Origin of the sequence: Rahnella laticis (assembly GCF_015644585.1) — a bacterium.
GTDB classification, from domain to species: Bacteria; Pseudomonadota; Gammaproteobacteria; order Enterobacterales; family Enterobacteriaceae; genus Rahnella; species Rahnella laticis.
In genome coordinates this window covers 436,140-459,662 of the sequence record NZ_JADOBI010000004.1, presented here as the reverse complement: position 1 = coordinate 459,662, position 23,523 = coordinate 436,140, and the positions used below count along the sequence as shown (strand labels likewise).

Here is a 23,523-nt window from a genome sequence, read left to right as displayed (position 1 = left end):
TCATAGTGGATCTTCCTGATGCTCAGAAGCCCTGTTTTGTCGTCGGGAGGAAAACTTCAGATTTTTGTGCCATGATTAATGGGTAAGCTGGTTAAAGTCACTAAATTCATCGTCGGCGTTTATTACAGCTTGTCGACAAGCGACTAATAAAAAGGGAGTACGATCAATGAAACTTTGGCAGATAGTAGGTGGAACCGCGCTGTCTCTGACTCTTGCCGGGTGCGCACCGCACCACCAGGACCCAGCGCAACAGCCCCCTGTTAATACGGCGGCCAGTCCGTCGACCGAACCTGCGATCACCGGCCCAAATGTGTCTGGTAGCGTGTTCATCAATCAGAGAGTGGCTTTACCGCCTGATGCGGTTCTGACCGTCACATTGTCTGATGCGTCTCTGGCGGATTCGCCTTCGCGCGTGATTTCACAGAAAGTCGCAAGAACCCAGGGTAAACAGGCGCCGTTTACGTTCATCCTGCCGTATAACCCGCAGGAAATTGCGCCAAATGCCCGCGTTCTGCTGAGCGCAGCGGTGACCGTTAATGGTCAGATGACCTTCGTCACCGACAGCATTAAGGAAGTGATTAACCATGGTCAGGGCACCCGTGCCGATCTGCAACTTGTGCCGGTTGTCGCCGTACCGGTTGCCACTAAGCCGGATGCTTCAGGTCCGCTGAGCAACCCGTCTAATCCGGGGCTGGGCACTTCGCCTGCACCGATCAGCGCAGTGCCATCACAGTCAACTTACTGATGTAAAGGCTGTCTGCGCACTCAGGCACCGCTCCGGCGGTGCTTTTTTATGGACGCAGTTCTACCATTTCCAGCCGTATTTCTCTAAATCGACTTTGCCTTTCTTAAAGACAATCCCTTCAGCCAGTAACGCCTGACGCTGACGTTTAAAATCTTCGCCCTGCAGGGAAATCTCGCCGTGATGGTTAATCACGCGATGCCAGGGAAGGGTGCTGCCTTCCGGAAGTTTCTTGAGTACGCCGCCGACCTGACGTGCCGCACGCGGAGATCCTGCGAGCTGCGCCACGTTACCGTACGTAGTGACTTGTCCGGTTGGGATGGCGGCGATAATCTGGAATACGCGCTGGCGAAAGTTATCGGGTTCAGACATGACATCCTCCTCAATGTTTGCCGGACAGTATGGCGTAAAAATCGGGGTTCTGTCCGGCCTGATTCAGGCGTATTGTTTAAGAAAACAACGGTTGTCGGCGGTTAACTTGCTTTTGCTCTGGTCATCACAGATAATGCCCACCGCTTCGATTCTCTTGTGCAGAGACCCGGAGCCAACAACGACAATGGGGGCCCTGTTGGTTCTCCCGCAACACTAACTTGTTAACTCGGTCAGGTCCGGAAGGAAGCAGCCATGGCAGGTGTCGTGTGTGCCGGGATGTAGCTGGCAGGGCCTCCACCAATTTCAGGCCCTTCCGTTTTACCTCTTCTGCAATCCCGTTCACTCATCAAGATAAACTTTGCGTCTGCCTGAAAATAACAGGCACGGTATTTCCGCGCCCGTTATTGGGTGAAATGAAATCAGTGATGCACCAGCGTGGCGAAGTAGTACACCAGCGGAACAGCCAGAATATACAACCCCAGCGGGACTTCGCGCCCTTTTCCGGCCACGATTTTAATGATGATGTAAAACAGTAAGCCGCCGGCAATACCGGTACCGAAGCTGTTCGAAATCAGCGTGATCATGACCATCATCAGCACCGGTAACGCATCGGTGAAATTGCCCAGATCAACTTTTCTCAGATTACTGAACATATTCAGGCCGATCAAAATCAGCGCTGGCGCCGTAGCTTCCTTGGGGATCATCAGCGCGACCGGCGTGAATAACAGCATCAGCAGGAACATGACCGCCGCGGCCAGCGCCGTCAGACCGGTTTTGCCACCCGCTTCGGCTGCGGCGGAAGATTCAATCAGCGCCGTCGCCGCAGGAATGCCGACAACCGGCCCCAGTGCGGCAGCAATGGAATCCACCATGAAGGGCCGGTTGATGTGTTTCATGTTGCCATGTTCATCCAGCAATCCGGCCTCGCCGCCGACGGCCAGCGTAGTGCCCATCGTTGAAAAGAATTCAGATGCAAAAAAGATAAACAGGAACGGCAGGAAAGCGATATTGATTGCGCCTGCCAGATCAACTTTACCGAAAAGCGGTGCAACAGAGTGTGGCAGGGAAAGCCAGTGTTCAGGCAGATGCGTGACGCCAAAGGGAATACCCGCAACTGTCGCCAGTAAAATGGCCCACAGAATGGCACCCGGCACTTTTCTCGCCTGTAATCCGATGGCAACCAGCAATCCAAGCAGGGCAATCAGCGCACCCGGCGCAGTAAAATCACCCAATCCGAGAGCCGATGTCTTTGCGTTCGCCATCACCAGCCCGGCATTACGAAAGCCGAGAAGGGCGACAAAAATCCCGATGGATGCCGTCAGCCCTAATTTGATCGACTGCGGAACCGAGCGGGTGACAATTTCGCGCAGGCCGAACACGGTCATGATAAAAAACAAAATTCCAGACCAGCAGGCGATACCCAGCGCGACCGGCCAGGTGACGCCGTCCCCAGCCAGCGTAATGCCGACCAGAACCGAGCCACCAATTCCCGGGCCGACCATAAACGGCAGGTTGGCGTAAAAGGCCATCAGCAAAGAACCGAGAACAAACACTACAATCACGCCAGTAGTAGCCGCGCCTTTGTCCATTCCGCCCACGGCCAGCAACCCCGGGATAACGACCAGCAGATACGCCGCGGCCAGAAATCCGGTTATTCCGGCCAGACATTCCGTTTTGACTTTGGTCTGGCGCTGGCGTAACTGAAAGCGGCGTTCCAGCCAGCCGCCTTCAGTCGCAGGTGCAACATTTTTTACCGAACTTTCACTCATACAAACTCCCCTGGAAATGCTTTTTATAATGTTGTGTTTGCTATCATTTTTGTGTTTTAGCGCTGAGAACGACTCAGACGTTATCCGGCCAGATTTCCAGAACCGGATCGACGATTTCACGTAAACCACCGTCGGTCAGGCCTAAGTCGGTTAAGTGTGGCCCTGCATTACACGCCAGACAGGTGCCTTCAATGGCTTTGAAGACGCGATAAGGCGGCTCCCAGTCAGCGACCTGTGCGCTGAGTTCGCGCAGATTCTTAAATTCTTTTGCCAGCTGCTCTGCGGGTAAGTCGGAGAGCATTCCGGCAATCGGCATCTCAATTTTGGCCAGAAACTTGCCGTTCTGACTCAGGGCCATACCACCGCCGCTGGCGATAAGCTGGTTTGCCGCCAGCATCATGTCGGCGGGTTCACGGCCGATCACCACCAGATTGTGTGAATCGTGCGAGTAAGACGTAGCAATCGCACCGCGCAATTCTCCCCAACCTTCAAGCAGAGCCATTTTTGGCGTTGCGTCGTGCCGGCCGTGGCGGTGCTGAACCCAAATCAGGCTGAAGCCATCCGGAAGCTGAACGGCGCCGTCCTGCACGCTGACCGTGACTTCGCTCCACTGTGTGAACCGCGCACCTTTGATGTTACGCAGGCGTGCCTTACCGTTGTTCAGTCCAGGAATTTTCAGGCAGAAATTATCTTCGCAAAGCGGCTCAAGTTGCATCGTATCGCGGGGAGGAACCACGCCGCTGGCTGCCGATGGCGTAAACAGAAGTTTGCCGTTTCTGGCAACGCGAACGCCGGCAACGTACACGGCTTCCGGATGCAGGTTTTCAAGTGAATCGAAAGCGATAATGTCAGCGGTACGGCCTGCGGCGATCAGCCCCAAATCTGAACGTTTCATCCGGATAGCCGCATTGAACGTGGCCATTCGCAAAACGTCTTCCACGCGTAAACCGTAAGAGATCAGCAGTTTAATCAGTGCGATAAGTCCGCCTTTTTCCAGCAAATGGTCTGGCGGGACATCATCGGTACACAATGTAATTTGCGAGGACAAATGCGGGAGCGCGAGCAACGCGGCGGCGATATCCGGCAAAAGATAAGGGTGTGACCCACGGATCTGAAGCGTCAGACCGGCGCGCAATTTTTCGAGAGCATCTTCTGCGGAAGTCAGTTCGTGATCGGAAGTGACGCCCGCCGCGAGATACGCCTGGAGTTGCTCGTCTTTCAGACCACGCGCGTGGCCTTCAATGAGCTTGCCGCTTTTAAGCCCGGCATCGAGGATCTCAAGCATTCTCTCGCTGCCGTTGAGCACGCCGTACATGTCCATGACTTCGGCAACGCCCGCAACCTCTGGCCAGCTCAGCATGGTCTGCATTTCCTGACCTTTGAAATCAGCGCCGGACATTTCCAGCCCCGGCGTTGACGGCACGCTGGAAGGCGCCGCGCAAATCACCCGCAAGGGCAAATTCCGGCTGGCCTGAACGGCGTACTGAACGCCCGGTACGCCCAGCACATTTGCCAGTTCATGCGGATCCCAGAACACGGTAGTGGTGCCCTGAGCGACGACGATTTCCGCGTATTTTTCCGGCGGCAGGTGTGAGCTTTCAATGTGGACGTGTGTATCGATAAAGCCCGGCGACAGATAATGTCCCGATAAATCATCAACGTTGCTGGTCTGCGCGAATTTTCCTCGCGGATGAACGCTGGCAATCATATTGCCGGTAATCCCGACGTCGGCTTCGCGAATTTCTCCCGTCACCATATCGATGACTTTTGCATTTATCAGAAGGCGGTCGAAAGGGATTTTCCCTAATGCAGCGTTCACAGCCCGCTGGCGCAGGGAAGCAGAAGCGATGTTATGGGTCATTTGTGTATCCGGATTTGCAGTGTTATCGGGCTAATGTAGGCAGAGGAAACGGCTTTGCACAGATGAATTATTTTATCCGTCTATAAGATGCGGTTATGCTGAGCAAACGTTTTCTATTTTTCGCGGAATGGCTGCAAATATGTCTGAACCCTGGCGCCGGTTGCCTGCACTCTCGCTCAAGCAAATCCAGTATTTTGTCACACTCGCACAGTTGCGTAGTTTTACAGAAACGGCCAACCGGCTCGCAATCAGTCAGCCTGCGCTGAGCAGCGCGCTGCGGCAAATTGAATCGGTGCTGGGCGGAAAGTTGCTGCACCGGACCGCGCAGGGCGTAAGTCTGACAGAGCAGGGCGAAGCGGTTTTGCCATATGCAGAGCGCTTATTGAATACGGCGCATGGCGTATTCGATGATATGCAGCAAATTATGCGGCAGGGTGGCGATGGGACTTTGCGTATCGGGCTTGTGCCATCGGTCAGTACATTGTTATTTCCGGCGGTGCCGCAATTATTATCCGAATATTTCCCTGATATGCGTGTGGAATTCCACGACCTGACAAACGATGCTTTATTACTGGAACTTGAGAACGGTTCCGTGGATTTTGGTATCGGAGCAACCGACAGTACGGTGCCGGGTTCTGTTGCGATTTATCCTCTGCTTGAGGATCCTTTTGTGGCAGTGATGCGGTGCGATGATGCGCTGGCAGAAGGGCATAATATTCCGTGGCGACAACTGGCTAAAAGGGATATTGCTATGTTTTCAAAGGGAAATGTTAGCAGGCTGGTGACGTCGCTTATTGAAAGCCATCGTCTGAATTTGCATGTGGGTTATCGTGTGGATTTTCAGGAAACATTGTATGGTTTAGTGCGTTCGCGACTGGCGGTGGCAATATTACCGGAGTTATATACTGCAACGCTCAATGATAACGAATTAACAGTGATTCATTTGCAGCAGCCGACATTAAGCCGCACGGTAGCGATGATGCGTAAACCCGCGCCATTGAGATCGCCGAAAACCGAACAATGTTTTCAGTTTCTTTTGCAGACATTTCACAACCAGATCAAACAGAAAGCAGAGAGAATTATCTGAAAGAAATTGTTAAATAACGCTAACGTTATTTTGTATAAATAATAAGCGTTGGGCCGAAAGTTATTTCGACCCAACTTTATCGATCAACGTACAAACTTCCAAACGGATACCGGGATTTTATCGTACAGCTTGTTCATCGTCAGCTCCGCTAAACGATGGTCTGCCGCCGAGTAAAACAATTCGAGTTCATCGTCGGAAAGTTCGTACTTATTTTTTTCAATAACACGTTCAAGTGTATCAATAGTGGTGCATTTTCTTAAACGCATCAAATAGTCGATTTTGTTCATCTTCGCCTTTTCATTTTTATCTGATGACTGCATATAAATTATTACTCAAGTCTTCATCAGGGTACAGATGTAGTCCCCTGAGAACATTCTGAATAGTCGCTTCTTGGTTTTCTGCCATTGGCGTAAGTCAGAATCGTTAATTCCATAATTACTGAACAGGGTGTAGGTATCATCCAGATACTCTTCAACCAGGTCACTTAAATGGGTATCGTCCGGATACTTAATTTTAAAACTCATCACGAAAGACGCAATGTGTTCAATCAGTTCATTGAGCTGCAGGTTTACAGCCGAAGTCGGGTCGTTGACCCAGCCATGGTGACTGTCACCCAGTGTCGCAATTCCTTCATCGTACAGCATTTCATTCAGGTAGCGTAACTGAGCGATATCGTGCCGCTTAGGCGAGTACTCATCCATATCATCCCCTCCGTAATGGTTTATTCGGTGTTGATAACACTCTGTGAGTAAACAACAAAACTTGGTGGCTTACAGGAAACGGCTCTCACTACAAACGCCATGAACTTACTAAAATTTCAAAGACCCTTACATTGGACAATGTCTTTGAGCGGAGGTTTACTCAATTTATATACAGCCAGTAATTTAAATATAATTCATTTTCAGAAAGCTGTGCAAACGTATTACTCAAACTTACAATTCGTCGGCCGTCGTTCCTTTGTTCAATTCAATAATATCAAACTCCAGGCCCTCGGGCTTCACATGGAATGTGACACTTTGCGTCATGAACTCTTCGGCATTAATGTCCAGGCAGCCATTGAAGACTGTCCAGCGGAAACGGTAAGTCATTGAATAATAGTTTTTGTCAATTTGTGTTATTGACACGATTTGCAAAGAATTCGGCTCATACTGCGCATTTTCTGAGAAATAACGTAAATCCCCAATTAACGGTGCTTCAATTTCAGATAAAGTGCATTCAATTATCTGTTGCAGTTCCTGAGGAGATAGAATTTTCTCATTAATATCGTAAGGGATGATTTTCTTCAACAGTAATTACCTCTTACTCACTTACCTTTTCATTATTGCACATTTTTAACAGGATGTGTTTTGACCAGTGAAAAAAAATCCCGGACAGAAATTTCATAACTTTCTGATTGTAATGAAAATTACCATCAGCACATCAATTTTTACTCTTTTCTGACATTTTTACCCGCAGCCCGATGATGTGGCACCTGCTGAAATCCTCCGGCCGGTAAAAAACTGAAACAGTTCACGTATTGCTCCGCAGGCTGGTTTGTGATGTTATATTATAACGATTGGAGGGGCCATGACTAAAACACTCTTTACGCTTTCTTCGCCGGTACGCTGCGTTGCTGTACTGGCTGTGCTCGTTGTTTTATGGGTTGCGATTTATTGGGCGATTTCACTACCATGATTTTTGTTAATAATGTCGAAGTCGGTTATGACCGGCATGCGGTTGCCATGCCGTTGAACGGGCAGTTTCGAAGTGGTTCACTGACGGCCATTATCGGCGCGAACGGCGCAGGGAAATCGACGTTTCTGAAAACACTCGCCGGGCTGCAACAGTCTGTGGCGGGCGATATTACATTTACCGGTGGCAAACGTCCGCGGCTGGCGTATTTACCGCAACAGGCCGAGCTGGATCGCGGATTTCCTATCAGTGTCTTTGATCTGGTCGCTATGGGCTGCTGGCCGCAAAGCGGTTTGTTTGGTGGAATTAACCGCCAGTCTGCGGCGGCGGTGGCAAAGGCGCTGGAGACTGTCGGCATGACAGAAATGTCACAGCTTCCTGTGGGTTCGCTTTCCGGCGGTCAGTTGCAGCGCACGTTGTTCGCGCGCTTGCTGGTTCAGCAGGCGCCGTTAATTATGCTTGATGAGCCGTTTACCGGCATAGACAGCCAGACGACTGAGCTGCTGCTGAAAGTCATTGCGCAGTGGCATCAGGAAGGTAAAACCGTGATCGCAGTTTTACACGATATCTCTATGGTTGCCCGGCATTTTCCCCGCGTGCTTTATCTCAGTGCCAGTGAGAATTTGTGGGGAAGTGCGCACGACGTTCTCGGACATTTCCCTCATCAGGCACATGCCTGCGTTTCGGCTGAACCTTTCTCTCTGGCGGCGGGAGTCGCAAATTCATGATGCTTTTTCATTTGCTGGCCGACCCCTTTATTGAATTTGGTTTTATGCGCCGCGCCTTAATCGCCTGTATCGCATTATCAATCAGCGCCACGCCGCTGGGCGTTTTCCTGTTATTACGTCGTATGAGTCTGGTCGGCGATGCACTTTCGCACGCGGTATTGCCCGGTGCCGCTATCGGCTATCTGATTTCAGGCATGTCGCTGGTCGCAATGGGGATTGGCGGGTTTATCGCAGGGCTGGCGGTTGCCATGTTATCCGGGCTGGTGAGCCGCAGAACGCAGCTTAAAGAAGACGCCAGTTTTGCTGGTTTTTATCTCGGCTCTCTGGCGCTCGGCGTCACGCTGGTTTCGCTGCGCGGCTCAAGCGTAGACCTTCTGCACGTTTTGTTCGGCTCGATTCTGGCCATCGATTCATCCGCCATGATTATGGTCGGCATTATCACCAGCCTGTCATTGCTGGTGCTGGCATGCATTTATCGCGCGCTGGTGATTGAATCTTTCGACTCCTTATTTCTTCGCGTCAGCGCCGGTAAATGGCTGGCAGCGATCCACGGTATTTTTCTGGCGCTGGTCGTCATCAATCTGGTTGCCGGTTTCCAGATCCTCGGCACGCTGATGTCAGTCGGTTTAATGATGTTGCCTGCCGCCAGCGCACGCTTCTGGGCGCGGGATTTACCGCATACCTTACTGAGCGCCATGATCATTGGTGTCATCGCCAGCGTGGTAGGGCTGATCTGGTCTTATTACGCGTCGTTGCCGGCAGGACCAGCGATTGTGCTTAGCGCGACCGTTATTTTCTTCATTTCAGTTTTATTTGGAAAGCGTGGCGGGATGTTAACGGCCTCGCGTTGTTAAGAAGTACCACTATTAAGGGGACATGATGAAAGTATTACCTGTATCACTCGCAGTAGCTGCCCTGCTGTCGAGCCCGCTGGCGATGGCGAAAACCGTCGACGCGGTAGCCAGTTTTTCTATTCTGGGTGACATCGTTCAGGAAGTGGGGGGCGAACACGTCAAAGTAACGACGTTAGTCGGGCCGGATGGTGATCCGCACAGTTTTGAACCTTCACCAAAAGACAGCAAAGCCATCAATGCGTCTGACGTTGTGTTTGTCAGCGGTTTGGGGCTGGAAGGATGGATTGATCGACTGGTGAAAGCTTCCGGCTACAAAGGCCATCTGGTAACGGCATCTGAAGGCGTTAATTCCCGCAAGATGGAAGAAGACGGCAAGCAAATCACCGATCCTCATGCCTGGAACAGCATGGCGAACGGGGTGATTTATGCGACCAATGTGATGAATGCGTTAATCAAAGCCGATCCGGAAGATGCGGATTATTTCCGCCAGCGCGGCACGGCTTACATTGAGCAGTTACAAAAGCTGGATGCCTGGGCGAAAACGGAATTCACCGGTATCCCTCAGTCAAAACGTAAAGTGCTGACCAGTCATGACGCATTTGGTTATTTCGGTCAGGAATATAACGTCAGCTTTATGGCACCGGTCGGTTTTTCTACCGAAGCGGAAGCCAGCGCCAGTGGTGTGGCTTCACTGATTAAGCAGATTAAAGAAGAGAAAGTGAGAACTTACTTCATCGAGAACCAAACCGATCCACGTCTGGTTAAGCAGATTGCTGCTGCCAGCGGGGCGCAACCGGGTGGAGAGTTGTATCCGGAAGCATTGTCAGGCCCGCAAGGTCCGGCAACGACTTATGTGAAAGCGTTCAAGCATAACGTTGAGACGATTGTCGCCAGCATGAAATAAGATTTCCCTCCCCACGGTTATGCTGTGGGGAGGTTCACATCATGTCTTAATCATAGAAAAAGCCCCGTCGGGCAAGCGGCGGGGCTTTTGTTTTTATGGGTAAACGGGCCAGCAGAAAATATTAACGTTTCTTCTTTTTACCCTGTACCGCTTTGAAGCGTGGATTACTTTTACAGATCACATAAATCCGGCCTTTACGACGGACTACGCGGCAATCCGGATGTCGGTTTTTCGCTGAACGTAATGAACTGAGAACCTGCATTTCATTTTCCCTGGAGTTGTTTACTTCTTACCGAGGAAGCTGCCAAAGCGCTGATTGAATCGCGCGGTGCTGCCTTCTTTGGAATATTCTTTCTGCTTGCCGGTGTAATACGGATGTGACGCTGAAGAGACCTCGATAGTCACATACGGATAAGTTGCGCCTTCCAGCTCAATGGTCCGGTCAGTAGAAATGGTTGAGCCGACTTTGAAGTATTCGTCTGCGCTGGTGTCGTGAAAAACCACGGTGCGATACGCAGGATGGATAGCGGGTTTCATAATGCCTCTGAATGTTATGTTATACTATAACAATAAGTATGCACCCATCTGTTTTCCGGTTCAAGACTCAGGCGAAAAAAAAGGCCGCATAAGCGGCCTTTTCTGTGGAGCGGATCCTGTTACAGCGTCGGATGCTCTACTTTGTGGGTATGTTCGATGTCTTCGTTCTTCTTACCAAAGCGGCGGCGAACCACCACGAAGAAGACCGGAACAAAGAAGATCGCCAGCAGTGTTGCAGTGATCATCCCGCCCATTACGCCAGTACCTACGGCGTTCTGAGAACCGGAACCTGCACCGGAGCTGATAACCAGCGGCATTACACCGAGGATAAAGGCCAGTGAGGTCATCAGAATCGGACGCAGACGCATACGCACCGCTTCCAGCGTTGATTCGATGAGACCTTTACCTTCTTTATCCATCAGGTCTTTGGCGAATTCGACAATCAATATGGCGTTCTTCGCGGACAGCCCGATGGTGGTCAACAGACCTACCTGGAAGTAAACGTCGTTGCTCAGGCCACGCATTGTTGCGGCCAGAAGCGCACCGACCACACCGAGCGGAACTACCAGCATAACCGAGAACGGTATGGACCAGCTTTCATACAACGCCGCCAAACACAGGAAGACGACAATCAGTGAGATGGCGTACAGCGCCGGTGCCTGGTTACCTGACAGACGTTCCTGATAAGACAAACCAGTCCAGTCAAAGCCGATACCGTTTGGCAGTTTAGAAGCCAGAGACTCCATCATTGCCATCGCGTCACCACTACTTTTACCCGGTGCTGGCTGACCCAGAATTTCCATCGAAGGCAGACCGTTATAACGTTCCAGACGCGGTGAACCGTATTCCCATTTCGCGCTCGAGAACGCGGAGAACGGTACCATCTGGCCTGCGCTGCCACGAACATACAGATTATTAATATCTGAAGGCAGCATGCGGTATTTGTTTTCAGCCTGCACGTACACCTTCTTCACACGACCACGGTCGATGAAGTCGTTGACGTAGCTACCACCAATCGATGCACCTAATGTGGTGTTGATGTCGGAAATTGAAACGCCAAGAGCCGTTGCTTTTTCCTGATCAATTTCGATTTTGAACTGTGGTGTATCTTCCAGACCGTTTGGACGAACCTGAGTCAGCAAGTCAGGATGTTGAGCAACCATGCCCAGCAACTGGTTACGTGCCTGTGTCAGTTTGTCATGCCCAAGGTTAGCCTGGTCAATCAGCTGGAAGTCGAAGCCTGTTGCCGTACCTAACTCAACAATTGCCGGTAAGTTGAACGGGAACACCAGTGCATCTTTGATGGTACTGAAAGCGCCCATTGCACGGCCTGCGATAGCCGGAACTTTGTTTTCAGCGCCGCCACGTTCAGACCAGTCTTTCAAACTGATAAACGCGATACCGGTGTTCTGCCCACGCCCCGCAAAACCAAAGCCGTTAACGGTAAACACGGAGTTCACGTTGGCTTTTTCTTTGGTCAGGTAGTAGTTGCTGACTTCATCAAGCACTTTCTGCGTACGTTCCTGCGTCGCACCTGCTGGCAACTGCGCCATGGTCAGGAATACGCCCTGGTCTTCTTCCGGCAGGAAGGAGGTTGGCAGGCGAATAAACAGGAACGCCATGCCGACAACGATCAGCAGATAAATCACCAGATAACGACCGGTGCTGCGCAGAATGTTGCCTACGCTGTCGGTGTAGTGGTGCGTGCTTTGTTCAAATTTCTTGTTAAACCAGCCGAAGAAACCTTTCTTCTCGTGATGCTCGCCTTTGGCAACCGGCTTAAGCATGGTCGCACACAGCGCTGGCGTCAGGATCATCGCCACCAGAACAGACAACACCATGGCCGAAACGATAGTGATGGAGAACTGACGGTAGATAACACCGGTAGAACCGCCGAAGAAGGCCATCGGGATGAATACTGCGGACAGCACCATCGCGATACCGACCAGAGCACCCTGGATTTGCTCCATGGATTTCTTGGTGGCTTCTTTTGGCGGCAGGCCGTCTTCGACCATCACACGCTCGACGTTTTCTACCACCACGATGGCATCATCGACGAGCAAGCCTATCGCAAGCACCATCCCGAACATCGTCAGCGTGTTTATCGAGTATCCGAATGCTGCCAGAATCGCAAACGTACCGAGCAATACGACCGGAACCGCAATGGTTGGGATCAGCGTTGCGCGGAAGTTTTGCAGGAACAGGAACATGACGAGGAACACCAGAACGATAGCTTCGAACAGTGTTTTACCCACTTCCTTGATCGAGATTTTAACGAATGGCGTTGTATCGTACGGGTAAACGACTTCCAGGCCAGCCGGGAAGAATGGCTGAAGCTTAGCCAGCGTTGCCTTGACCGATGCTGCTGTATCAAGGGCGTTAGCGCCGGTCGCCAGTTTGATCCCTAAACCAGATGCAGGTTGTCCGTTGAAGCGGGCAATAACATCGTAGTTTTCACCACCAAGTTCAATTTTTGCCACATCTTTCAGACGTACCTGAGAACCATCCTGATTCACTTTCAGAATGATTTTGCCGAACTCATTAGCGGACTTCAGACGGGTCTGCGCCACGATAGAGGAGTTCAGTTGCTGGCCCGGTACCGGTGGTGTACCACCGAGCTGGCCTGCGGCAATCTGGTTGTTCTGAATTTTGATTGCGTTGATGACATCAACCGGCGTCAGCTGGAAGTTGTTCAGTTTGTTCGGATCCATCCAGATACGCATCGCGTACTGGGCACCAAACAGCTGAACGTCACCCACACCGGCGGTACGGCTGACCGGGTCTTTGATGTTCGAACCGACGTAGTCGGCGATGTCATCCTGGGTCATCGTACCGTTGTTGGAGATAAAGCCCGCAACCATCAGGAAGCTGCTGCTCGATTTCTCAACGGAGATACCCTGTTGCTGAACTTCCTGCGGCAGCAACGGTGTTGCCAGCTGCAGTTTGTTCTGTACCTGAACCTGCGCGATATCCGCGTCGGTACCAGAAGCAAAGGTCAGGGTGATCTGAACCGTACCAGAAGAGTCACTGGTCGACGACATGTACATCATGTTGTCGATACCGTTCATGTTCTGTTCGATAACCTGCGTGACCGTATCCTGTACCGTCTGCGCATCCGCACCCGGGTAAGTTGCGGTCAGCTGGATAGCCGGTGGCGCAACGGTTGGATACTGTGCAATAGGCAATTTAAGAATTGCCAGTGCCCCCGCCAACATGATGATGATGGCGATCACCCATGCAAAGATGGGACGATCTATAAAAAACTTAGCCATGAATTACCGGCTCCTATTAAGACTTCGTCGCTGTAGCGGGTGCTGCTGCGTTTTGATCAACTTCCTGTGCAGTAACCGGTACGCCTGGCTTAATTTTTTGCAGACCTGTCACGATAACTTTATCGCCACTTTTCAGGCCATCGGTCACGACCCATTTGTCGCCGATTGCCTGCGTTGTGGTGACAGTACGAAGTTCAACTTTATTGTCAGCACCTACCACCATCGCTGTCGCATCACCGCGTGGGTTACGGGTGATACCTTGCTGAGGAACCAGCAGAGCGTTGTTGTTTACCCCTTCATCAAGACGTGCGCGCACGAACATGCCCGGCAGCAACGAACCTTGTGGGTTAGGGAAAATGGCACGCAACGTAATGGAGCCCGTCGTTTCATCAACCGTCACATCAGAGAATTCTAATGTACCCGCCTGCGTATATTCTTTACCGTTATCCAACAGCAGCTTGACCTGTGCTTTACCGTCCACCTGTTTCAGGGAACCATCAGCCAGTTCTTCTTTCAGACGCAGGAAGTCATTGCTCGACTGGGTCACGTCAACATAGATAGGATCCAGTTGCTGCACGGTCGCCATCGCGTTTGTCTGGCCGGTGGAGACCAGCGCGCCTTCGGTCACAGAGGAAATACCAATACGTCCGCTGATAGGGGAGGTCACTTTGGTGTAAGCCAGATTGATACGCGCCGTTTCAACAGCCGCTTTAGCTGTCACAACAGCTGCATCGGCCTGCGCTGCGGTCGCTACAGCAGTATCGTAATCTTGCTTACTGATGTAGTTGGTGCCGAGCAGAGGTTTGTAGCGGGTCACGGTAAGACGAGAAATTTGCGCATTAGCCTGCGCTTTTACCAGATCGCCTTTAGCGCTGTCATACGCGGCCTGATAAGTGGCTGGATCAATTTGATATAAAGAGGTCCCGGCTTTAATTTCGCTGCCTTCAACGAAGTTTCGTTTCAGAATAATGCCGCCAACCTGCGGACGTACTTCAGCGATACGGAAAGAAGCAGTACGGCCAGGAAGTTCGGTAGTCACATTAAGCGGTTCTGTTTTCAGTGTAACGACGCCTACCTGAGGGGCTTGCGGCGCACCTTGCTGGGCGTCTTTATCGTTACATCCTGTAAGTGCTAAACTTCCAGATAGCATCAGAACTACCGCCAGAGGCGTTAACCCTCTGTTTTTGTTCATAAATAAACCTCAAGTGTCCGATTTCAAATTGTCCAATGGATCACAAGACTTAAAATCCATTGCTGCGCTCTTAGTATGTGCATGCTATGTTACATACATTCAAGAATGTATGTAAATCAAACTCCCCTGAAAGATAACCCTATGGCACGAAAAACCAAATCACAGGCGCTCGAAACCAGACAACACATACTGGATGCGGCTGTGCGTGAGTTTTCTGCCCGGGGAGTATCGTCGACATCACTGACTGATATTGCGAATGCAGCCGGTGTGACGCGGGGCGCAATTTATTGGCATTTCAGGAACAAAGTGGAACTGTTTAACGCGATTTGGGAGGCCTACGAGTCCCAGATTAAAGTACTCGAACTAGAGTATCAGACAAAGTTTCCGAATAATCCACTGCGTATTTTGCGTGAAATCCTGATTTACATTCTGGTCGCCACGGTCACTGATCCTCAGCGTAAGGCATTGATGGAAATTATATTCCATAAATGTGAATTTGTTGGGGAGATGACGTCCGTTCACGAGGCCAGGAAATCCCTCTATATGGAAGGATACGGTAAAATTGAACGTATTCTTGAGAGATGTATTAAAGAAAAACAATTACCTGCCACGCTGGATACCCGTCAGGCCGCCGTTATTTTGCGTGCTTATCTGACCGGGCTGATGGAAAACTGGTTGTTTATCCCCGAAAGCTTTGATTTACAAAGTAATGCTGAGCGGTTTGTGGACACCTATCTCGATATGCTGCGCCACTCCTCTTTCCTGGTTCTCCCGCCCAAAACCGTGTAATCGTTTTCTCACAATTAATAAGTCTGCAATCTTTATTGACCCTTCCGCCCTGAAATTACACTTTCTGATGTTGTATTCAGATACGCTTTTCTCCTTCCTTTAAAGTCGAACGCTGCTATTGTCATCTTCATATTATTCATTCGGCAAATGAGTTGAAGCTGACGTATGTTTATCCGGTGTATGGCCGTACCTTCAGATAACGTTTCTGACCTGAAAAAAAATGGGATTTGGCGTGTTTTCGCGCTCGTGATTTATCTCTCATTATTGATATTTTCCCTTCCCGGTCACGCCGCCAGCAACGATATTCCGACCCGCAATGAAGTCCAAAATCAGCTAGATGCGTTAAACCGGCAGAAGAACCTGACGCCGGTAGATAAATTGTCGCAGCAGGATTTGATTCACACGCTGGAATATCTGGATGCGTTAGACCGCGTTAAACAGGATGTTACTCAGCTTCATCAGCAGGTTGCCGAAGCGCCGCAGAAACTGCGTGTGGCGATGGACGGGCTCGATCAGTTAAAGAACAGCACCAAAGATGACGTGGATAAAGCGCAGCTTTCTGCGTTGTCACTGCGTCAGCTGGAGAATCGCCTCAACGATACGCTCGACGATCTCCAGTCATCTCAGGAAGATTTGTCGACGTTCAACACCCAGCTGATTTCGCTGCAAACCCAGCCCGAACGCGTGCAGAACGCGATGTACAGCTATTCTCTGGCGATTCAGAAAATCCGTAATCAGCTCAATGGAATGTCGCCGGGGCAACAGGATCTTCGCAATACACAACAAACGATGCTGGTGACGCAGCAGGCGCTGCTCAGCGCGCAGATTGATTTACAGCGCAAAAGCCTCGAGGCCAACACCACGTTGCAGGATTTACTGCAAAAGCAACGTGACTACACCAACGCACACATAAATCAGCTCGAACATACCGCGCAGTTATTGCAGGAAGTGGTGAATGGCAAGCGGCTGATTTTGTCCGAGCGGACGGCGAAAGAAGCCCAGACGCCGGACGATACCTCGAACATTCAGAACGACCCGCTGGTGGCGCAGGAGCTGGGAATTAACCGCAAGCTCAGCGAACGTCTGATTGCCGCCACGGAAGAGGGCAACCAGCTGGTTCAGAAAAATATCACGGTAAAAAATTGGCTCGACCGTTCTGCGCAGGCCGAACATGATCTTAAAGAGCAAATTACCGTGCTGAAAGGCAGCTTATTGCTTTCGCGGATCCTGTATCAGCAACAGCAAAATACCATTCCGCCCTCCGGCCTGATCACCGACATGAGCGCGCACATAGCCGATTTACGTCTCGAACAGTTCACTATTAACCAGCAGCGTGACGCGTTATTCCAGGGTGACAGCTACATTCAGGGCGTCGTCGCCACCAGCAAAGAAAACATTAACGAAGATATCAGTGACGCGCTCGATCAGATTGTGGACATGCGCCGTGAACTGCTCGATCAGCTTAATAAACAGCTCGGTAATCAGCTGTCTCTGGCAATCAATTTGCAGATTAACCAGCAGCAACTGGTAAGTATTAATCAGTCGCTGACCGAAACGCTGACGCAGCAGATTTTCTGGGTGAGCAGCAATAAACCGATGAACTGGGAATTCATAAAGTCGTTGCCTGACGATGTGAAAAACCAGCTGAGCAGCCTGAGTTTTAATTTCCCGCGCGGCGAACTGATGATGGGCGCGCTGCATTCATTGCCCGCTACGATCCCGGTTTTACTGGTCATTTTGCTTTTGCTCTGGCGAAGGAAATACATCAACCAGCGCATCGAATCACTGAGCAACGATGTCGGTCAGCTCAAGCACGACAGCCAGCTGCACACGCCGCAGGCGCTGATCCTTCTGGCGCTCAACGTGCTGCCGGGTGTTTTTCTGACGCTGGGTGTTGGCTACTGGCTTTCACAATGCGATATCGATTCGAGTGATTTTTTATGGACGCTGGCGCAGCGTCTGGCCGTTTTCCAGTTTGTGATGGGCTTCTGTTACCGGATGCTCAAACCGGGCGGCATTAATGAACGCCACTTTAATACGCCGGTTGCCACGTGCGCACATTACCGGCGTTCGGTGATCCGCCTGAGTCTGGTGATGTTACCGCTGATCTTCTGGTCGGTACGCGGTGAAAAAGCGCCGCTGGGGCTGGTGGACGACATCATCGGGCAGATAGTGATATTCCTGACCTTGCTGGCGCTGAGCGTGCTGGTCTTCCCGATTGCCCGCGACGGCTGGCGTGAAAAAGATTCTCACAGCATCCGTCTCGTGATGGTCACGGCTATTGCGCTGGCACCGGTTTTCCTGACCGGGCTGGTGGTCACCGGTTACTTCTACACCACGCTGCGGCTGGCAGGGCGCTGGATTGACAGCCTCTATCTGCTGATTTTCTGGAACATCATGTATCTCACGGCGCTGCGCGGGCTCAGCGTGGCGGCTCGACGGCTGGCTTATCGCCGTGCGCTGGCAAGGCGACAGACTGCCGTTGCGAAAGAGGGCGCGGAAGGGAATGAACCGGTAGAAGAAGAACCGCCGCTTGGGTTAGATCAGATTAACCAGCAGTCTTTGCGGCTGACCACCATGGTGTTGTTCTTCATCTTCGCCACCGTGTTTTACTGGATTTGGTCTGATTTGCTGACGGTGATTTCATATCTCGACAGCATTTCACTGTGGCATTACTCCGGCACAGTGGCCGGAACCGTGACGCAACAGACGGTCACGCTGGGGAATTTACTGCTTGGATTCCTGGCGGTGATTGTGGCGTATGTTTTAACGCGCAACTTGCCGGGATTGCTGGAAGTTGTCGTGCTTTCGCGCCTGCAATTGCGGCAGGGGACGTCGTACGCCATTACCACGATCCTGACCTATTCGATTACGGTGATTGGCGCGATAACTGCACTCGGATCGCTCGGCGTTTCGTGGGACAAATTACAGTGGCTGGTGGCGGCGCTGTCGGTCGGGCTGGGCTTTGGTTTGCAGGAGATTTTTGCCAACTTCGTATCAGGTCTGATCATATTGTTTGAACGCCCGGTGCGTATCGGCGATACCGTCACCATCGGTACGTTCTCGGGCACGGTCAGCCGTATCCGTATCCGCGCGACGACTATTATCGACTTTGACCGCAAAGAAGTGATCATACCGAATAAAGCGTTTGTTACCGAGCGGCTGATCAACTGGTCGCTGAGCGACACCGTGACCCGCGTGCTGATCAAAATCGGTGTGGCTTACGGATCGGATCTCGACAAAGTGAAAGAGATCTTATTGCAGGCGGCGCATGAGAATCCGCGCGTGATGAGTGATCCTTCGCCACTGGTGTTCTTCCTGAATTTCGGTGCCAGCACGCTGGATCACGAACTGCGGGTTTATGTCCGTGAACTGGGGGACCGCAGCTATACCGTCGATGAACTCAACCGCAGCATTGATAAACTTTGCCGCGAAAACGACATCAATATCGCCTTCAATCAGCTGGAAGTGTATTTGCATAACCAGGACGGGAACGAAGTGCAGGAAGTGAAGCGATCGCTGAGACAACCGGGAGATGAACCGGACGCGCTGCCGCAGGGCTGATTACCGCCGGACAATTCAGGGGAAAGCGACGGGTTCCCCTGAAACAGGCAGCCGGACGGCTTAGAGATAACTGATAGAAAGCGTGTTTTTGCTGTTTTTCAGCTTTTCCTGATAATCGCGCTGAACGATTTCCAGTGCTGCAAGAGCCGTCTCGGGCGCAATTTCATTGCACTCAAGCAGGTAAATCAGATCGACAGCAAGCTGAAGTTCGGGGGGCGCATTTTCTACTGACATATTGGCCAACATTATTAGAAGCAGGTTTTGGACTTATCATTATAGATAAGAAAAGGCGGGCCCTGAATGCCGGATTCAAAAAATGTGATAAAGATTCAAAAACCTTTTTCCTGACGCTCGATTTGTCTCTCAATTTTAGCCAGCGCCTGACGACAACGCATCAGGCGGCCTTCCAGCGCAGCCAGTTCTTTCTGTACCCGTTGCTGATCGGCGAAAGTCGCCAGTTGTCCGAGCGTCGTTTCCCGGTCTTCAATCATTGCCACCAGACGGCGCTCAAACTGCTGAGTTTCCGCCAGTCGCGTATAGTTATCATGGCTTTTGCGTTCCGGCGTCTGGTGCGTTTTCCGTAATGTTTGCGTCGCCAGTTCGCGCTGCATGGCGGTAATTTGCGCCACCAGTCGTTCGGCAATAAAAGCCACCTGCGCCGAACGCTTTTCGACAACTTCCTGATTCAGTTGCTGCAAATTGATTTTAATTTCAGCCAGATAATCCCGCAGACGGGTGCCTTTGGTTGAAAACAGGGCGACATCAAAGCGCGCCTGAGAAGCCGAAACGTGGCCAATCGGCTCAATTTCCCGCGCCAGCGTTTCTATCTGCTGATCAAGGACATGTAAAATTCGTTCTGTGCTCACGGCGACTCTCCTTGGATGACGCGCCTAGCTTACCTGTAACCCCCGGCGATACAAGCCTCACCCGGATATGACAGCAATCTCACACTTGTTTACACTGGGACACATCTTCCTCATCCTGAAACCTGAACCTCTCCATGAAACGTATTCTGTTGATTATCGCTGGCTGGATATGTGTCGTGCTGGCCACGCTGGGTGTCGTCCTGCCGTTGCTACCAACGACGCCTTTTTTGCTGCTCGCCGCCTGGTGTTTCGCCCGATCATCGCCGCGTTTCCACCAGTGGTTACTCTATCGTTCATGGTTTGGCGGTTACCTTCGCCACTGGCAGCAACATCGTGCGTTGCCAAAAGGGGCAAAACCCAAAGCAGTGATCCTGATCGCAGTGACTTTCGCCATTTCGATTTATTTTGTCCCGCTATTATGGGTGCGTATTTTATTGGTCTGCATGATGTTTATGTTGCTGATCATGATGTGGCGATTACCAGTGGTTGACCTTGAGCAATAAAAAAGGTGATCATGTCCGGCTGCGGGTTGCTTTTTAAAGCAGCTTTGCATAGATTTGGGCATCTCGTACGTCGGTGCGCTCCCAATTTCCTTCCTTAAACGGCATGCTTTATATGAGCGTGACGGGGGACATTTGACCGCCCGCGTTTAAGTATGAACAGCAGCTTTATCAGGCAATTAACATTATGACCGCTACCGCACAGCAGCTACAGTTTATTAAAGACAGTATTAAGACCATCCCTGACTATCCTAAGCCAGGCATACTGTTCCGTGACGTCACCAGCTTGCTGGAAGACCCGAAAGCTTATGCTGCAAGCATTCAGTTACTGGCCGATCGTTACCGCGACGCCGGTGTGACCAAAGTGGTCGGCACCGAAGCACGTGGTTTCCTGTTTGGCGCACCGGTTGCCCTGGTTCTGGGCGTGGGTTTTGTCCCCGTTCGCAAGCCAGGCAAATTACCGCGTGAAACTATCAGCGAAACGTATGATCTTGAATACGGTACTGACAGCCTTGAAATCCACGTTGATGCTATTCAACCTGGCGAAAAAATTCTGGTGATCGACGATTTGCTGGCAACAGGTGGCACGATTGAAGCCACCGCGAAACTGATCCGCCGTCTGGGTGGGGAAGTGACCGACGCCGCATTCATCATCAACCTGCCGGAACTCGGCGGTGAGAAACGCCTCAACGATTTAAGCATCAACTGCTATAGCCTGGTTTCTTTCGACGGGCATTGATCCAGACAAGCCTCGCCTGCTCAGGCGAGGCTGTGATAGCATTGCCTTCATGATCCCCTGACTTTCCCGGTATTAATGAGCTATCAGGTTCTTGCCCGTAAGTGGCGCCCCCAAACTTTTGCCGACGTCGTCGGACAGGAACATGTGCTGACCGCACTGGCTAATGGCCTGTCGCTCGGGCGCATCCATCACGCTTACCTGTTTTCCGGTACCCGCGGCGTGGGGAAAACCACTATTGCCCGCTTGCTGGCGAAAGGGCTTAACTGCGAAACGGGCATCACGTCCACACCTTGTGGCGTTTGTGATAACTGCCGCGAAATCGAGCAGGGCCGTTTTGTTGACCTGATCGAAATCGACGCCGCTTCCCGCACCAAAGTTGAAGATACCCGCGAATTGCTTGATAACGTGCAATACGCACCGGCCCGTGGCCGCTTCAAAGTTTACCTGATTGACGAAGTCCACATGCTCTCGCGCCACAGCTTTAATGCGCTGTTGAAGACGCTCGAAGAACCGCCGGAGCACGTGAAATTCCTGCTGGCGACCACCGATCCGCAAAAATTACCGGTCACGATTTTATCGCGTTGTTTGCAATTCCATCTGAAGGCGCTGGACGCTGAACAGATCCGCAAACAGCTCGAACACGTTTTAACTGAAGAAACCATCACGACTGAACCGCGTGCGCTTCAGCTGCTTTCCCGCGCGGCGGACGGCAGTATGCGTGATGCGCTGAGCCTTACCGACCAGGCGATCGCCATGGGGCAAGGCGCGGTGACGACAGAAACCGTGGCGCAGATGCTCGGTACGCTTGACGACGAACAGCCGCTGGCCATGCTTGAAGCGCTGGTCAGTGCGGACGGCGGCCAGATGATGGCGCAGGTGGAACAGGCCGCATCGCGTGGCGTGGACTGGGAAAATCTGCTGGTGGAAACGCTGGCATTGCTGCACCGCATTGCGATGGTTCAGCTGTTGCCTTCCGTCCTCGACAACCATTACGCCGCGATCGAACAGCGTTTGCGTGAGCTGGCGCGGGTGATTCCGCCAGCCGACGTCCAGCTTTACTACCAGACATTACTGATTGGCCGTAAAGAGCTGGCGTATGCGCCGGACAAACGCATGGGCGTTGAAATGACGTTGCTGCGCGCGCTGGCCTTCCATCCGAAAGTGATTATTGCAGAACCGGCGCCTCAGCCGGTGGCGCCTGCGTACGTTCCACCACAGGCACCGGCGCAGTCCGCCGTGCCGTACAATGCGCCTCAGGCTCCGCAAGCTCCACAGAATTATTCGTCACCGCCGCCGCAGGGCAATGCGGAACCGGCGCAGATGCCGGACACCACCGCCCAGCTTTTGCAGGCGCGAACTCAGTTGCTCAGGCAGGGGAGTACCACCCCAAAAAAAGCTGAGCCGGCAGCGCCAGGAAAAGCGCGGCCGGCAAATTCAGCACTGGAGCGCCTCGCTTCGGTGACTGAACGTGCGCAGACCATGGCCAGCGTGAAGAAAGAACCCGCTGCGCCGGTAAAAGAAGAAGCGTACCGCTGGGTTGCGCAGAACGAGCCGGAAGAAGCGCCGGAACCGGTCGCCACGCCAAAAGCATTACGTGCCGCGCTGGAACATGAAAAATCGCCGGAACTGGCTTCGCGTCTCGCCGAAGAAGCTATTGAACGTGACGCATGGGCCGGTCAGATTAGCCAGATGCCAATGCCAAAACTGGTACAACAGCTGGCACTGAATGCATTTTGTGAGCAACCCGAGCCGGGCAAAATTTGCCTGCATCTGCGTTCATCGCAAAAGCACCTGAATTCGCCGTCGGCGCAGAAAGTACTGTCTGATGCCTTATCGGCACTGCATCAGACTCCGGTTGAACTGACCGTGGTGGAAGATGATAATCTGGCGGTGAAAACGCCGCTGGAATGGCGTCAGGCCATTTATGAAGAAAAGCTGGCGCAGGCGCGTCAGTCTATTATTGCGGATAACAACATTCAGACTTTGCGTCGTTTCTTCGATGCAGAGCTGGATGAAGAAAGTATTCGCCCTATTTAAACGCCGCGGTTGTGACGCGGCCATTGCTGAGAGAGAAGA

Annotated in this window: 22 protein-coding genes, 1 other RNA gene and 1 other annotated feature; of the genes, 11 read left to right on the top strand and 12 right to left on the bottom strand. The window is 51.8% G+C overall.

What is annotated here, in order from left to right; genetic code table 11:
* Positions 1-166: 166 nt before the first annotated feature.
* Positions 167-745 carry a YbaY family lipoprotein gene (locus IV433_RS11640; protein ID WP_195814297.1) on the top strand — a complete coding sequence of 193 codons (579 nt, stop codon included), beginning with the start codon at positions 167-169 and terminating at the stop codon, positions 743-745.
* A 60-nt stretch (positions 746-805) separates the two neighbouring features.
* On the opposite strand, the gene IV433_RS11635 is transcribed toward IV433_RS11640, so the two are convergent.
* Entirely contained in the window at positions 806-1,114 is a 309-nt protein-coding gene (locus IV433_RS11635) for an MGMT family protein (RefSeq protein ID WP_195814296.1), read from the bottom strand.
* A gap of 194 nt (positions 1,115-1,308) precedes the next feature.
* Between IV433_RS11635 and ffs the strand changes: the two genes are divergently transcribed.
* Positions 1,309-1,405: signal recognition particle sRNA small type (gene ffs, locus IV433_RS11630), an RNA gene on the top strand.
* Positions 1,406-1,533: 128 nt separating this feature from the next.
* Here ffs and IV433_RS11625 read toward each other — a convergent pair.
* Entirely contained in the window at positions 1,534-2,883 is a 1,350-nt protein-coding gene (locus IV433_RS11625; RefSeq protein ID WP_195814295.1) for an NCS2 family permease, read from the bottom strand.
* A gap of 73 nt (positions 2,884-2,956) precedes the next feature.
* Positions 2,957-4,744, bottom strand: coding sequence for an adenine deaminase (locus IV433_RS11620; RefSeq protein WP_195814294.1), 1,788 nt, complete (start codon positions 4,742-4,744; stop codon positions 2,957-2,959).
* Between the two features lie 139 nt (positions 4,745-4,883).
* Between IV433_RS11620 and IV433_RS11615 the strand changes: the two genes are divergently transcribed.
* Entirely contained in the window at positions 4,884-5,831 is a 948-nt protein-coding gene (locus IV433_RS11615) for a LysR family transcriptional regulator (RefSeq protein ID WP_195814293.1), read from the top strand.
* An 83-nt stretch (positions 5,832-5,914) separates the two neighbouring features.
* Here IV433_RS11615 and IV433_RS11610 read toward each other — a convergent pair whose 3' ends face one another.
* The 3 genes from IV433_RS11610 to IV433_RS11600 all read right to left on the bottom strand — a co-directional run bounded on the left by IV433_RS11610 (position 5,915) and on the right by IV433_RS11600 (position 7,117).
* Positions 5,915-6,118: an HHA domain-containing protein gene (locus IV433_RS11610; protein WP_013576617.1), complete on the bottom strand. Its 204-nt coding sequence runs from the start codon at positions 6,116-6,118 to the stop codon at positions 5,915-5,917.
* 45 nt (positions 6,119-6,163) lie between these two features.
* On the bottom strand, positions 6,164-6,532 hold the full coding sequence (gene tomB / locus IV433_RS11605; protein WP_104923047.1) for an Hha toxicity modulator TomB: 369 nt from the start codon (positions 6,530-6,532) through the stop codon (positions 6,164-6,166).
* Between the two features lie 231 nt (positions 6,533-6,763).
* On the bottom strand, positions 6,764-7,117 hold the full coding sequence (locus tag IV433_RS11600; RefSeq protein WP_195814292.1) for a hypothetical protein: 354 nt from the start codon (positions 7,115-7,117) through the stop codon (positions 6,764-6,766).
* 384 nt (positions 7,118-7,501) lie between these two features.
* Here IV433_RS11600 and IV433_RS11595 point away from each other — a divergent pair, with 384 nt between their 5' ends.
* The 3 genes from IV433_RS11595 to IV433_RS11585 are packed head-to-tail and all read left to right on the top strand — an operon-like array spanning position 7,502 to position 9,988.
* Positions 7,502-8,230, top strand: a complete 729-nt coding sequence (locus IV433_RS11595) for a metal ABC transporter ATP-binding protein (RefSeq protein WP_195814291.1) — start codon at positions 7,502-7,504, stop codon at positions 8,228-8,230.
* Positions 8,227-9,084, top strand: coding sequence for a metal ABC transporter permease (locus tag IV433_RS11590; protein WP_195814290.1), 858 nt, complete (start codon positions 8,227-8,229; stop codon positions 9,082-9,084). Before IV433_RS11595 ends, IV433_RS11590 begins: the two co-directional genes overlap by 4 nt.
* A gap of 25 nt (positions 9,085-9,109) precedes the next feature.
* The gene (locus IV433_RS11585) at positions 9,110-9,988 is read left to right on the top strand and encodes a metal ABC transporter substrate-binding protein (RefSeq protein WP_195814289.1); all 879 of its coding nucleotides are present in this window, start codon (positions 9,110-9,112) and stop codon (positions 9,986-9,988) included.
* A 121-nt stretch (positions 9,989-10,109) separates the two neighbouring features.
* Here IV433_RS11585 and ykgO read toward each other — a convergent pair whose 3' ends face one another.
* From ykgO to IV433_RS11565, 4 genes are all read right to left on the bottom strand, one after another.
* A complete protein-coding gene (gene ykgO / locus IV433_RS11580) occupies positions 10,110-10,250 on the bottom strand; it encodes a type B 50S ribosomal protein L36 (protein ID WP_095924976.1) in 141 nt (46 codons plus the stop codon).
* A gap of 20 nt (positions 10,251-10,270) precedes the next feature.
* Entirely contained in the window at positions 10,271-10,525 is a 255-nt protein-coding gene (locus tag IV433_RS11575) for a type B 50S ribosomal protein L31 (RefSeq protein ID WP_101075513.1), read from the bottom strand.
* Positions 10,526-10,644: 119 nt separating this feature from the next.
* Positions 10,645-13,797 (bottom strand): multidrug efflux RND transporter permease subunit AcrB, encoded by a 3,153-nt coding sequence (acrB, locus tag IV433_RS11570; protein WP_195814288.1) that lies wholly within the window; start codon positions 13,795-13,797, stop codon positions 10,645-10,647.
* A gap of 16 nt (positions 13,798-13,813) precedes the next feature.
* Positions 13,814-14,989: an efflux RND transporter periplasmic adaptor subunit gene (locus tag IV433_RS11565; protein ID WP_195814287.1), complete on the bottom strand. Its 1,176-nt coding sequence runs from the start codon at positions 14,987-14,989 to the stop codon at positions 13,814-13,816.
* 141 nt (positions 14,990-15,130) lie between these two features.
* On the opposite strand from IV433_RS11565, the gene acrR reads away from it, so the two are divergent.
* Positions 15,131-15,778 (top strand): multidrug efflux transporter transcriptional repressor AcrR, encoded by a 648-nt coding sequence (acrR, locus tag IV433_RS11560; protein ID WP_195814286.1) that lies wholly within the window; start codon positions 15,131-15,133, stop codon positions 15,776-15,778.
* Positions 15,779-15,958: 180 nt separating this feature from the next.
* A complete protein-coding gene (gene mscK / locus IV433_RS11555) occupies positions 15,959-19,342 on the top strand; it encodes a mechanosensitive channel MscK (RefSeq protein ID WP_370530257.1) in 3,384 nt (1,127 codons plus the stop codon).
* Positions 19,343-19,402: 60 nt separating this feature from the next.
* Here mscK and rsmS read toward each other — a convergent pair whose 3' ends face one another.
* Together rsmS and priC are read right to left on the bottom strand one after the other, a co-directional pair.
* Complete coding sequence (gene rsmS, locus IV433_RS11550) at positions 19,403-19,576, bottom strand: pleiotropic regulatory protein RsmS (RefSeq protein ID WP_101075801.1); 174 nt, start codon at positions 19,574-19,576, stop codon at positions 19,403-19,405.
* A 95-nt stretch (positions 19,577-19,671) separates the two neighbouring features.
* Positions 19,672-20,208 (bottom strand): primosomal replication protein PriC, encoded by a 537-nt coding sequence (gene priC, locus IV433_RS11545; RefSeq protein WP_152327897.1) that lies wholly within the window; start codon positions 20,206-20,208, stop codon positions 19,672-19,674.
* A gap of 134 nt (positions 20,209-20,342) precedes the next feature.
* Between priC and IV433_RS11540 the strand changes: the two genes are divergently transcribed.
* The 3 genes from IV433_RS11540 (at position 20,343) to dnaX (ending at position 23,484) form a co-directional block, all read left to right on the top strand.
* Positions 20,343-20,711, top strand: coding sequence for a DUF454 family protein (locus tag IV433_RS11540; RefSeq protein WP_195814284.1), 369 nt, complete (start codon positions 20,343-20,345; stop codon positions 20,709-20,711).
* Positions 20,712-20,895: 184 nt separating this feature from the next.
* The gene (gene apt, locus IV433_RS11535; protein ID WP_104923034.1) at positions 20,896-21,447 is read left to right on the top strand and encodes an adenine phosphoribosyltransferase; all 552 of its coding nucleotides are present in this window, start codon (positions 20,896-20,898) and stop codon (positions 21,445-21,447) included.
* Between the two features lie 75 nt (positions 21,448-21,522).
* Positions 21,523-23,484 (top strand): DNA polymerase III subunit gamma/tau, encoded by a 1,962-nt coding sequence (gene dnaX, locus IV433_RS11530; protein ID WP_195814283.1) that lies wholly within the window; start codon positions 21,523-21,525, stop codon positions 23,482-23,484.
* Positions 22,817-22,881: a sequence feature (DnaX frameshifting element), on the top strand. (Overlaps the previous gene by 65 nt.)
* Positions 23,485-23,523: the final 39 nt, after the last annotated feature.